Origin of the sequence: Pseudomonas sp. NFIX49 (assembly GCF_900115915.1) — a bacterium.
Lineage (GTDB): Bacteria > Pseudomonadota > Gammaproteobacteria > Pseudomonadales > Pseudomonadaceae > Aquipseudomonas > Aquipseudomonas pharyngis.
The window spans coordinates 727,005-739,471 of sequence record NZ_FOYE01000003.1 but is presented as its reverse complement, the minus strand read 5'-3'; the positions used below and the strand labels follow the sequence as shown (position 1 = coordinate 739,471).

Genomic DNA, 12,467 nt, shown 5'->3' with positions numbered 1-12,467 from the left:
GTTTTCGGCTGGTCTGGAAATTGGCAAAAACGTCATGGCGTTCTACTACTAAGGTCGTCTGGAACCCGGCTCGCAGCCGCATACAGTGGATACGTTCCAAAAATAAAAATCTGTGCTGCGAGGATAAAAACAATGAACGACAGCATTTACCTCTCGATTCAGAACAGCCCGCGCTTCAAGGAGCTGGTCAAGAAAAGAGAAAGGTTCGCCTGGATACTCTCGGCGATCATGCTCGGGCTCTACTCCGGCTTCATCCTTCTGATCGCGTACGGGCCGCAAGTGCTCGGCACGAAAATCAGTCCCGAATCATCCATCACCTGGGGCATCCCGATCGGTGTCGGACTGATTGTCTCGGCCTTCATCCTGACCGGCATTTATGTGCGCCGCGCCAATGGCGAGTTCGACGACCTGAACAACGCGATTCTCAAGGAGGCTCAGCAATGATCCGGCGTCTACTGGCTCTTTTGAGCATCGCAGCGTTTGCTCCAGCCGTCTGGGCCGCTGACGCCCTGACCGGCGAAGTCCACAAACAACCGCTCAACGTTTCCGCGATCGTCATGTTCGTGGCGTTCGTTGGCGCAACCCTGTGCATCACTTACTGGGCGTCCAAGCGCAACAACTCGGCGGCCGACTACTACGCGGCGGGCGGCAAGATCACCGGGTTCCAGAACGGTCTGGCGATTGCCGGTGACTACATGTCGGCGGCGTCCTTCCTGGGGATTTCCGCGCTGGTGTTCACCTCCGGCTACGACGGCCTGATCTACTCGATCGGCTTCCTGGTGGGCTGGCCGATCATTCTGTTCCTGATCGCCGAGCGTCTGCGTAACCTGGGCAAATACACCTTTGCCGACGTGGCGTCCTACCGCCTCGGGCAAACCCAGATCCGCACGCTGTCTGCCTGCGGTTCGCTGGTGGTGGTGGCGTTCTACCTGATCGCGCAAATGGTCGGTGCCGGCAAGCTGATCCAGTTGCTGTTCGGTCTCGACTACCACGTTGCGGTGATTCTGGTCGGTATCCTGATGTGCATGTACGTGCTGTTCGGCGGCATGCTGGCGACCACCTGGGTACAGATCATCAAGGCGGTGCTGTTGCTGTCCGGTGCCTCGTTCATGGCGCTGATGGTGATGAAGCACGTCAACTTCGACTTCAACACCCTGTTCTCCGAAGCGATCAAGGTTCACGCCAAGGGCGAAGCGATCATGAGCCCGGGCGGTCTGGTCAAAGATCCGATCTCGGCGTTCTCCCTGGGTCTGGCACTGATGTTCGGTACCGCCGGCCTGCCGCACATCCTGATGCGCTTCTTCACTGTCAGCGACGCGAAAGAAGCCCGCAAGAGCGTGCTGTACGCGACCGGTTTCATTGGCTACTTCTACATCCTGACCTTCATCATCGGCTTCGGCGCGATCCTGCTGGTCAGCACCAATCCGGCCTTTAAAGATGCAGCCGGCGCTCTGCTCGGCGGCAACAACATGGCGGCGGTGCACCTGGCCAACGCCGTGGGCGGCAGCGTGTTCCTCGGCTTCATCTCGGCGGTGGCGTTCGCGACCATTCTGGCAGTAGTGGCCGGCCTGACCCTGGCCGGTGCTTCGGCGGTTTCTCACGACCTGTACGCCAGCGTGATCAAGAAGGGCAAGGCCAACGAGAAGGATGAAATCCGCGTTTCGAAGATCACCACCATCGCGCTGGGCGTTCTGGCCATCGGCCTGGGCATCCTGTTCGAAAGCCAGAACATTGCGTTCATGGTTGGTCTGGCGTTCTCCATCGCGGCGAGCTGCAACTTCCCGGTGCTGCTGCTTTCGATGTACTGGAAGAAACTGACCACCCGTGGCGCCATGATTGGCGGCTGGCTGGGTCTGGTGAGTGCAGTGGGTCTGATGATTCTTGGCCCGACCATCTGGGTGCAGATTCTGCATCATGAGAAGGCGATCTTCCCTTATGAGTATCCGGCGTTGTTCTCGATGATCATTGCGTTTATCGGGATCTGGTTCTTCTCGATCACCGATAAGTCGGTGGCGGCAGAGAACGAGCGTGCGGCGTTCTTCCCGCAGTTTGTGCGTTCGCAGACTGGGTTGGGGGCTAGTGGGGCGGTTTCGCACTGAGGCTTTTTGTGTAGGTTGATTTGAATTGAAAATGCCCTGGTCGAGAGATTGGGGCATTTTTTTTGTGGGCGGTTATCGGGTGTTCTTGGGAGGTGGGTGTATATCCGTTGCTGCGGTAACGGCTTCTTGGGGTTCCGCCCTTACGGCGGGTCACTTTTGGCAAACGCCCCAAAAGTAACCAAAAGGTCTCTGCCCTGACGTACGGCCCCTCGCTGAGGCTCGGGGTTCCTTCGCTCCGGGATTGATCCGGGGGCATCGCCTACGGTTTGCTTCGCTGCACCTCCTCTCGATGCATGCGGCTGCGCCGCACGGTCGCTGCGCTCCCACCCCCGGATCAATCCCTCCACTCAGCCTGCCGACGGGCCCTGCGATCAAAAGCGGTACTCGAGCTAACGCTCATCGTGTTGAGTGGTGAGGGGCGGGTGTTCGGCTTTGGTTTTTTGGTGGATTCACCCCTCACCCCAGCCCTCTCCCCGAGGAGAGGGAGCCGATTTGTGGGCTTTTCAGAGTCTGAGTTCGACGCGGTATTTCATGTCGGCGCAATTCTCCCAAACAACTCGGTCGGTTCCCTCTCCCTACGGGCGGTCCGACGTTTCGGGAGGGCTAGGGTGAGGGGGGGCTCTTGATCTGGCTTCTGCTCTGGCTCTGGCTTTTGATCTTTAGCCCCTTCGGCAGGCCGAGCGGAGGTGTCCATCAGGGGGTAGGCGCGTAGCGCCGTGCGGCGAAGCCGCATACATCGAGAGGAGGTGCAGCGAAGCAAACCGTAGGCGATGCCCCCTGATGGACACCGTAGCGAGGGAACACTGAGCCTAAGCGAAGTGCCGTACGCCGGGGCAAAAGCCTTTTGGTTCCTTTTTGGCGTTTGAAAAAGGGACTCGCTGTAAGAGCGAAACCGCCAGCGGCAGCACCCGAAGCAACGGATATGTACCCAATCAACAAAAAAACAGTCGGCCCAAAGGCCGCTGATATGCCAAAAAAAAACGGCCCCCATTCTCATGGAGGCCGTTTCCGATACAACTTAAGGCGCTATCGCAAGACAGCTCTTATTTGCGGTCTTCCAGCTTGGTGATATCCCGCGACTCGTAGCCAGTGTACAGCTGACGCGGACGGCCAATCTTGTACGGGCTGGAGAGCATTTCCTTCCAGTGCGAAATCCAGCCGACAGTACGTGCCAGGGCGAAGATCACAGTGAACATGCTGGTCGGAATGCCGATCGCCTTGAGGATGATCCCCGAGTAGAAGTCGACGTTCGGGTACAGCGAGCGCTCGATGAAGTACGGGTCGGTCAGGGCGATCTCTTCCAGGCGCATGGCCAGTTCGAGTTGCGGATCGTTCTGGATGCCCAGTTCCTTCAACACTTCGTCGCAGGTCTGCTTCATCACGGTCGCACGTGGGTCGCGGTTCTTGTAGACGCGGTGACCGAAGCCCATCAACTTGAACGGATCGTTCTTGTCCTTGGCCTTGGCGATGAACTTGTCGATGTTCGAAACATCGCCGATTTCATCGAGCATGGTCAGCACGGCTTCGTTCGCACCGCCGTGGGCAGGGCCCCACAGTGCGGCGATGCCGGCGGCGATACAGGCGAACGGGTTGGCGCCCGAGGAGCCCGCCAGACGCACGGTGGAGGTCGAGGCGTTCTGCTCGTGGTCGGCGTGGAGGATGAAGATCCGGTCCATGGCCTTGGCGAGTACCGGGCTGATCGGTTTGATCTCGCACGGGGTGTTGAACATCATGTGCAGGAAGTTTTCCGCGTACGACAGGTCGTTGCGCGGGTACATCATGGGTTGACCCATGGAGTACTTGTAAACCATCGCGGCCAGGGTCGGCATCTTGGCAACCAGGCGGATCGCGGAGATTTCGCGATGCTGCGGGTTATTGATGTCGAGGGAGTCGTGGTAGAAGGCCGAGAGGGCGCCGACTACACCACACATGACAGCCATCGGGTGGGCGTCACGGCGGAAGCCGTTGAAGAAGGTTTTCAGCTGCTCGTGAACCATGGTGTGGTTCTTCACGGTGCCGACGAACTGGGCCTTCTGTTCTGCGGTCGGCAGTTCGCCGTTCAGCAGCAGGTAGCAGGTTTCCAGGTAGTCCGACTTTTCAGCCAGCTGTTCGATCGGGTAGCCGCGGTGCAGCAGGATGCCGTTGTCGCCGTCGATATAGGTGATCTTCGATTCGCAGGAAGCGGTCGACATGAAACCGGGGTCGAAAGTGAAGCGGCCCGTGGCCGTCAGGCCCCGAACATCGATAACATCGGGACCAACGGTGCCGGTTAAAATGGGCAGCTCGACGGGGGCTGCGCCCTCGATGATCAACTGCGCTTTTTTGTCAGCCATGTGGCCTCCTATTTATGCTTGAAATCATCAGACAGACCCCCCACGCAGGGCCCGCACCACTATAGTGAGATAAATTCGAATGTCAATTTGCCTAAAGTCTTGCTCCAGAAGGCTTTAACCGCACTTTTTCCTCGAAATTGCCTGCCATTTACGCCTTTTATACGACTTGTGCAATCCGCTATTGGGGGTAGGCGATTGCGTTGTCATTAGTAGCCTAACTGTCTATACTCGGCGACCGACCGCCAAGGGCTTTTGGGCTTGCTTTCATTGGGGGTCGCATCCCTGGGTGGTGGTTACCTGACCAGTGCACTCCCCAACAACTTTGCCCTGATTGTTAGGGGCTCTTCAGTGTGAAAAAAAAGCCGTGAAAAGCCAACGACCTGTAAACCTAGACCTAAGGACCATCAAACTCCCCATCACCGGCGTTACGTCGTTTCTTCACCGTGTTTCCGGCATCATCCTCTTCCTGGGCCTTGGCATCATGCTTTATGCATTGGGCAAATCCCTGGGTTCCGAGGAAGGTTATGTCGAGGTGAAGGCATGCTTGACCAGCCCGCTGGCCAAGTTCGTAGCATGGGGCCTCCTGTCCGCTCTTCTGTATCACCTGGTTGCCGGTGTGCGCCACTTGATCATGGACATGGGCATCGGTGAGACGCTGGAAGGCGGCCGCCTGGGCTCGAAACTGATCATCGCCGTTTCCTTGGTGCTGATCGTTCTGGCAGGAGTTTGGATATGGTAACCAGCGTTACAAACCTTTCGCGTTCGGGCCTCTATGACTGGATGGCACAGCGTGTGTCTGCGGTCGTTCTCGCGGCTTATTTCATATTCCTGATCGGCTACCTCGCCGCGAACCCGGGCATTGGCTACGACCAATGGCACGGCCTGTTCGCCCACAACGGAATGCGTATCTTCAGTCTGCTGGCACTGGTTGCCCTGGGCGCTCACGCCTGGGTCGGCATGTGGACCATCGCGACCGACTACCTGACGCCAATGGCGCTGGGCAAGTCCGCGACTGCAGTACGTTTCCTTTTCCAGGCAGTATGCGGCGTCGCGATGTTCGCTTACTTCGTCTGGGGTGTGCAGATTCTCTGGGGTATCTGATTCATGGCTAACATTCCAACGATTTCTTTCGACGCCATCATTATTGGTGGCGGCGGTGCCGGCATGCGCGCGGCGCTGCAACTGGCACAGGGCGGTCACAAGACTGCCGTGATCACCAAGGTTTTCCCGACCCGTTCGCACACTGTGTCCGCACAGGGCGGGATCACCTGCGCCATCGCTTCGGCCGACCCGAACGATGACTGGCGCTGGCACATGTACGATACCGTCAAGGGTTCCGACTACATCGGTGACCAGGACGCTATCGAATACATGTGTCAGGAAGGCCCGGCTGCCGTTTTCGAGCTGGACCACATGGGTCTGCCGTTCTCGCGTACCGAGCAAGGCCGTATCTACCAGCGTCCGTTCGGCGGTCAGTCGAAGGATTACGGTAAAGGCGGGCAGGCTGCCCGTACGTGCGCCGCTTCCGACCGTACCGGTCACGCGCTGCTGCACACCCTTTATCAGGGCAACCTGAAAGCCGGTACCACGTTCCTGAACGAGTACTACGCTGTCGACCTGGTGAAAAACCAGGAAGGCGAATTCGTCGGTGTGATCGCGATCTGCATCGAAACCGGCGAAACCACCTATATCCGCGCCAAAGCCACCGTACTGGCTACCGGCGGTGCAGGTCGTATCTATGCGTCCACCACCAACGCCCTGATCAACACCGGTGACGGCGTCGGCATGGCTCTGCGTGCTGGCGTGCCGGTACAAGACATCGAAATGTGGCAGTTCCACCCGACCGGCATCGCCGGCGCCGGTGTGCTGGTTACCGAAGGTTGCCGTGGTGAAGGTGGTTACCTGATCAACAAGCACGGCGAGCGTTTCATGGAACGTTATGCTCCGAACGCCAAAGACCTGGCCGGCCGTGACGTGGTTGCCCGTTCGATGGTTAAAGAAATCATCGCCGGCAACGGCTGCGGTCCGAATGGCGACCACGTGATGCTCAAGCTCGACCACCTGGGCGAGGAAGTGCTGCACAGCCGTCTGCCAGGCATCTGCGAACTGTCGAAGACTTTTGCACACGTTGACCCGGTGGTTGCTCCGGTTCCGGTTGTTCCGACTTGCCACTACATGATGGGCGGCGTTGCCACCAACATTCATGGCCAGGCGATCACCCAGGACGCCGAAGGCGTGGATCAGATCATCCCTGGTCTGTTCGCGGTAGGTGAAGTGGCTTGCGTATCGGTTCACGGTGCCAACCGTCTGGGCGGCAACTCGCTGCTCGACCTGGTGGTATTCGGCCGCGCTGCCGGCCTGCACCTGGAGAAGGCGCTGACCGACGGCATCGAATACGACGACGCTACCGAAGCCGATATCGAAGCTGCCCTGGCACGTCTGAACGCCCTGAACAACCGTACCGACGGCGAAGACGTCGCTACCCTGCGTCGCGAGCTGCAAAGCTGCATGCAGAACTACTTCGGTGTATTCCGTACCGGCGAATACATGCAGAAGGGTATTGCCCAGCTGGCCGATCTGCGCAAGCGCATCGCCAACGTGAAGATCAACGATAAGTCGCAGGCGTTCAACACTGCACGTATCGAAGCGCTGGAACTGCAAAACCTGCTGGAAGTGGCTGAAGCGACCGCCATCGCTGCCGAAGTACGTAAAGAGTCCCGCGGCGCTCACGCCCGCGAAGACTTCGAAGACCGTGACGACGAAAACTGGCTGTGCCACACCCTGTACTTCCCGGGTGAGAAACGCGTCGCCAAGCGTGCCGTGAACTTCTCGCCGAAGACTGTTCCGACTTTCGAACCTAAAGTCCGGACTTATTAAGGGTGACCGCCATGTTGCAAGTCAGTGTTTATCGTTACAACCCTGATCAGGACGCTGCGCCGTTCATGCAGGAATTCCAGGTTGATACCGGTGGTAAAGACCTGATGGTGCTGGACGTGCTGGCCCTGATCAAAGAGCAGGACGAAGGTTTCTCCTATCGTCGCTCCTGCCGTGAAGGCGTCTGTGGCTCCGACGGCATGAACATCAACGGCAAGAACGGCCTGGCGTGCATCACGCCGCTGTCCGCTGTCGTCAAAGGTAACAAGCTGATCGTTCGTCCGCTGCCAGGTTTGCCGGTTATCCGTGACCTGGTTGTCGATATGAGCATCTTCTACAAGCAATACGAGAAGGTTAAGCCATTCCTGCAGAACGACACGCCGGCTCCGGCCATCGAGCGTCTGCAGTCCCCTGAAGAGCGTGAAAAGCTCGACGGTCTGTACGAGTGCATCCTGTGCGCCTGCTGCTCGACCTCTTGCCCGTCCTTCTGGTGGAACCCGGACAAGTTCCTGGGTCCGGCTGCCCTGCTGCAAGCGTACCGCTTCCTGGCAGACAGCCGTGACACCAAGACGTCCGAGCGTCTGGCGTCCCTCGATGACCCGTTCAGCGTCTTCCGCTGCCGGGGCATCATGAACTGCGTCAACGTATGTCCGAAAGGCCTGAACCCGACTAAGGCCATCGGTCACATCCGTAACATGCTGCTTTCGAGCGGCGTGTGATTCAGCTGCTGTAACCGCTGTAACCGCTGTACCCGCAGAGGGCTTAGGCGCGGGCTTCAACCCGCGCCATGGCTATAACCAGAGCAGCAGCCATAAGCTGCGGCTCTTATTTTGAAGAAATGAGACAAGCAGGGGCATCCGGGCTGGTACCCGGACTATCAGTGTGATCCTAAGTGGCTTGTTTTGGTCGCTGCATTCGGACTTCTGCAAGCTTGCTCGGTGTCGGCACCGATGGTGTTCCCCTAACCGAGGGTGACCAAGCATGCAAGAAAGCGTGATGCAGCGCATGTGGAACAGCGCCTACCTTTCAGGTGGAAACGCTGCCTATGTGGAAGAGCTCTACGAGCTCTACCTGCACGACCCTAACGCTGTGCCAGAAGAGTGGCGCACCTACTTTCAGAAGCTGCCTGCCGACGGCAGCTCTGCCACCGATGTTTCGCACTCCACAATTCGCGATCATTTCGTGCTGCTGGCAAAGAACCAGCGCCGCGCCCAACCGGTTTCCGCCGGCAGCGTGAGCAGTGAGCACGAGAAGAAGCAAGTTGAAGTGCTGCGATTGATCCAGGCCTACCGTATGCGTGGCCACCAGGCAGCCCAGCTTGACCCGCTGGGGCTGTGGCAGCGTCCTGCACCTGCAGACCTGTCGATCAATCACTACGGCTTGACCAATGCCGATCTTGATACGACCTTCCGTGCCGGCGACCTGTTCATCGGCAAAGAGGAAGCGAGCCTACGCGAAATTCACGAAGCGTTGCAGCAGACATATTGCCGCACCATCGGCGCTGAATTTACGCACATCACCGATTCCGAGCAGCGCCAGTGGTTCCAGCAGCGTCTGGAAAGCGTGCGTGGTCGTCCGGAATACTCCGCGGACATCAAGAGCCACCTGCTCGAGCGCGTGACGGCCGGTGAAGGCCTGGAAAAATACCTGGGTACCAAATACCCGGGCACCAAGCGTTTCGGTCTGGAAGGCGGCGAAAGCCTGATTCCGATGCTCGACGAACTGATCCAGCGTTCCGGTTCCTACGGCACCAAGGAAGTCGTCATCGGCATGGCCCACCGTGGTCGTCTGAACGTACTGGTCAACACCTTCGGCAAGAACCCGCGCGAGCTGTTCGACGAGTTCGAAGGCAAGAAGAAGGTCGAGCTGGGTTCCGGTGACGTCAAATACCACCAGGGCTTCTCGTCCAACGTAATGACCACCGGCGGTGAAGTTCACCTGGCCATGGCGTTCAACCCGTCCCACCTGGAAATCGTTTCCCCGGTGGTCGAGGGTTCGGTTCGCGCCCGTCAGGACCGTCGCAACGATTCGACCGGTGAGAAGGTTCTGCCGATCTCCATCCACGGTGATGCTGCATTCGCAGGTCAGGGCGTGGTCATGGAAACCTTCCAGATGTCGCAGACCCGCGGTTTCAAGACCGGCGGTACCGTGCACATCGTGATCAACAACCAGGTCGGTTTCACCATCAGCAACCCGCTGGACTCGCGTTCCACCGAGTACGCCACCGACGTCGCGAAAATGATCCAGGCGCCGATCCTCCATGTGAATGGTGATGATCCGGAAGCCGTATTGTTCGTGACCCAGCTGGCCATCGACTACCGCATGCAGTTCAAGCGTGACGTGGTGATCGACCTGGTCTGCTACCGTCGTCGCGGCCACAACGAGGCCGACGAGCCAAGCGGCACCCAGCCTCTGATGTATCAGCAGATCACCAAGCAGCGCACCACCCGTGAGCTGTACGCTGATCGTCTGACCCAGGCCGGTGTACTGGACGCAGAGCGTGTTCAGGCGAAAGTCGACGAATATCGCAACGCGCTGGACAACGGTCTGCACGTCGTGAAATCGCTGGTCAAAGAGCCGAACAAAGAGCTGTTCGTCGACTGGCGTCCGTATCTGGGCCACGCCTGGACTGCGCGTCACGACACTCGCTTCGACCTCAAGACCCTGCAGGAACTGTCCGCCAAGCTGCTGGAAATTCCGGAAGGCTTCGTGGTTCAGCGTCAGGTCGCGAAGATCTACGAAGACCGTCAGAAGATGCAAGCCGGCGGCCTGCCGATCAACTGGGGTTACGCCGAAACCATGGCGTACGCGACCCTGGCGTTCGAAGGTCACCCGATCCGCATGACTGGCCAGGACATCGGCCGCGGTACGTTCTCGCACCGTCACGCTGTGCTGCACAACCAGAAAGATGCCGGTACCTACATTCCGCTCAAGCATCTGTATGAAGGTCAGCCACGCTTCGACCTGTACGACTCGTTCCTGTCGGAAGAAGCCGTACTGGCGTTCGAATACGGTTACTCGACCACCACGCCAAACGCGCTGGTGATCTGGGAAGCCCAGTTCGGCGACTTCGCCAACGGTGCACAGGTTGTTATCGACCAGTTCATCACCAGCGGGGAGCACAAGTGGGGCCGTCTCTGCGGTCTGACCATGCTGCTGCCGCACGGCTACGAAGGTCAGGGCCCTGAGCACAGCTCGGCACGTCTTGAGCGTTACCTGCAGCTGTGCGCCGAGCACAACATTCAGGTGTGCATGCCGACCACCCCGGCCCAGATCTACCACTTGCTGCGCCGTCAGGTGATTCGCCCGCTGCGCAAGCCATTGGTCGTTCTGACTCCAAAGTCGCTGCTGCGCCACAAACTGGCCATCTCGACCCTGGAAGATCTGGCCGAAGGTTCGTTCCAGACCGTTATCCCGGAAATCGATGCCCTGGACCCGAAAAAGGTCGAGCGCGTTGTTCTGTGCAGCGGCAAGGTCTACTACGACCTGCTGGAAAAACGTCGTGCCGAAGGCCGCGAAGATATCGCCATCGTGCGTATCGAGCAGCTGTACCCATTCCCTGAGGACGACTTGAAAGAAGTCCTGGCTCCTTACACCAATGCCAAAGCGGCCGTGTGGTGTCAGGAAGAGCCGATGAACCAGGGCGCCTGGTACTGCAGCCAGCACCACCTGCGTCGCAGCATCAGCAACCTCAACAAATCTCTCGTACTCGAGTACGCGGGCCGTGAGGCTTCTGCTGCCCCAGCATGTGGTTACGCATCGATGCACGCCGAGCAGCAGGAACAACTGCTGCAAGACGCGTTTACCGTTTAACGCCTTCGCGCACCTGAAACCGAATTTAAGGAACCACAGATAATGGCTATCGAGATCAAAGCCCCCACTTTCCCGGAATCGGTTGCCGATGGCACCGTTGCCACCTGGCACAAACAACCGGGCGACGCCGTCAAGCGTGACGAACTGATCGTCGACATCGAAACCGACAAAGTCGTACTGGAAGTGCTGGCTACCGCCGACGGCGTGCTGGGCGCAATCGTCAAGGGCGAGGGCGACACCGTCCTGTCCGACGAAGTCCTGGGCTCCATCGTTGAAGGCGGCGCTGCTGCCGCCGCTCCGGCTGCCGCTGCTGCTCCGGCCGCTGCTGCCGCTGCACCTGCTGCCGCTGATGGCGAAGACGACCCGATCGCTGCTCCTGCCGCGCGCAAGCTGGCTGAAGAGAACGGCATCAACATCGCTTCCGTTGCCGGCACCGGCAAGGGCGGTCGCGTGACCAAGGAAGACGTGGTTGCAGCCGTTGCTGCCAAGAAAGCCGCTCCGGCTGCCGCGCCTGCCAAGGCTGCTGCTCCGGCCGCCGCCGCTCCTGTGTTCGCCGCTGGCGACCGCATCGAGAAGCGCGTTCCGATGACCCGCGTTCGTGCCACCGTTGCCAAGCGTCTGGTTGAAGCTCAATCGAACATGGCGATGCTGACCACTTTCAACGAAGTCGACATGACCGAAGTCATGGCCCTGCGTTCGAAGTACAAGGACCTGTTCGAGAAGTCCCACAACGGCGTACGCCTGGGCTTCATGTCGTTCTTCGTCAAGGCTGCCACCGAAGCGTTGAAACGCTTCCCGGCGGTCAACGCTTCGATCGACGGCAACGACATCGTTTACCACGGTTATGCCGACATCGGTGTCGCTGTTTCCAGCGACCGTGGCCTGGTGGTTCCGGTTCTGCGCAACGCCGAACACATGAGCCTGGCTGAAATCGAAGGCGGCATCGCCACCTTCGGCAAGAAAGCTCGTGACGGCAAACTGTCGATGGACGAAATGACCGGCGGCACCTTCACCATCACCAACGGTGGTACTTTCGGTTCGATGATGTCGACCCCGATCGTCAACCCGCCGCAGGCAGCGATTCTGGGCATGCACAACATTATCCAGCGTCCGATGGCCATCAACGGTCAGGTCGTGATCCGTCCGATGATGTACCTGGCACTGTCCTACGATCACCGTCTGATCGATGGCAAAGAAGCTGTAACCTTCCTGGTGACCATCAAGAACCTGCTGGAAGATCCGGCTCGTCTGTTGCTGGATATTTGATAGAAGCAGCTGCAAGTCTCAAGCTGCAAGCTGCGAGTAACAGCAGTTTGCGCTTGAGGCTTGCGGCTTCACGCTTGCTGCA

Annotated in this window: 9 protein-coding genes; 8 read left to right on the top strand and 1 reads right to left on the bottom strand. The window is 58.9% G+C overall.

The window, feature by feature from the left end:
• The first annotated feature begins 132 nt into the window (after nucleotides 1-132).
• Both BMZ46_RS11520 and BMZ46_RS11515 read left to right on the top strand, forming a co-directional pair.
• Nucleotides 133-444 carry a DUF485 domain-containing protein gene (locus BMZ46_RS11520; RefSeq protein ID WP_011333111.1) on the top strand — a complete coding sequence of 104 codons (312 nt, stop codon included), beginning with the start codon at nucleotides 133-135 and terminating at the stop codon, nucleotides 442-444.
• Nucleotides 441-2,099 (top strand): cation acetate symporter, encoded by a 1,659-nt coding sequence (locus tag BMZ46_RS11515; protein WP_074687559.1) that lies wholly within the window; start codon nucleotides 441-443, stop codon nucleotides 2,097-2,099. Before BMZ46_RS11520 ends, BMZ46_RS11515 begins: the two co-directional genes overlap by 4 nt.
• Before the next feature lie 1,043 nt (nucleotides 2,100-3,142).
• Here the strand turns inward: BMZ46_RS11515 and gltA are convergent.
• Nucleotides 3,143-4,432: a citrate synthase gene (gene gltA, locus BMZ46_RS11505; protein WP_007959044.1), complete on the bottom strand. Its 1,290-nt coding sequence runs from the start codon at nucleotides 4,430-4,432 to the stop codon at nucleotides 3,143-3,145.
• Between the two features lie 364 nt (nucleotides 4,433-4,796).
• Between gltA and sdhC the strand changes: the two genes are divergently transcribed.
• The 6 genes from sdhC (at nucleotide 4,797) to odhB (ending at nucleotide 12,385) form a co-directional block, all read left to right on the top strand.
• Entirely contained in the window at nucleotides 4,797-5,171 is a 375-nt protein-coding gene (gene sdhC, locus BMZ46_RS11500) for a succinate dehydrogenase, cytochrome b556 subunit (protein WP_074687560.1), read from the top strand.
• The gene (gene sdhD / locus BMZ46_RS11495) at nucleotides 5,165-5,533 is read left to right on the top strand and encodes a succinate dehydrogenase, hydrophobic membrane anchor protein (protein WP_007977503.1); all 369 of its coding nucleotides are present in this window, start codon (nucleotides 5,165-5,167) and stop codon (nucleotides 5,531-5,533) included. Before sdhC ends, sdhD begins: the two co-directional genes overlap by 7 nt.
• A gap of 3 nt (nucleotides 5,534-5,536) precedes the next feature.
• Nucleotides 5,537-7,309: a succinate dehydrogenase flavoprotein subunit gene (sdhA, locus tag BMZ46_RS11490; RefSeq protein ID WP_011333114.1), complete on the top strand. Its 1,773-nt coding sequence runs from the start codon at nucleotides 5,537-5,539 to the stop codon at nucleotides 7,307-7,309.
• 11 nt (nucleotides 7,310-7,320) lie between these two features.
• The gene (locus BMZ46_RS11485; RefSeq protein ID WP_007959035.1) at nucleotides 7,321-8,025 is read left to right on the top strand and encodes a succinate dehydrogenase iron-sulfur subunit; all 705 of its coding nucleotides are present in this window, start codon (nucleotides 7,321-7,323) and stop codon (nucleotides 8,023-8,025) included.
• Between the two features lie 262 nt (nucleotides 8,026-8,287).
• Nucleotides 8,288-11,119 (top strand): 2-oxoglutarate dehydrogenase E1 component, encoded by a 2,832-nt coding sequence (locus BMZ46_RS11480; protein ID WP_039769786.1) that lies wholly within the window; start codon nucleotides 8,288-8,290, stop codon nucleotides 11,117-11,119.
• Between the two features lie 42 nt (nucleotides 11,120-11,161).
• Nucleotides 11,162-12,385: a 2-oxoglutarate dehydrogenase complex dihydrolipoyllysine-residue succinyltransferase gene (odhB, locus tag BMZ46_RS11475; protein WP_039769789.1), complete on the top strand. Its 1,224-nt coding sequence runs from the start codon at nucleotides 11,162-11,164 to the stop codon at nucleotides 12,383-12,385.
• The last annotated feature ends 82 nt before the right edge of the window (nucleotides 12,386-12,467 follow it).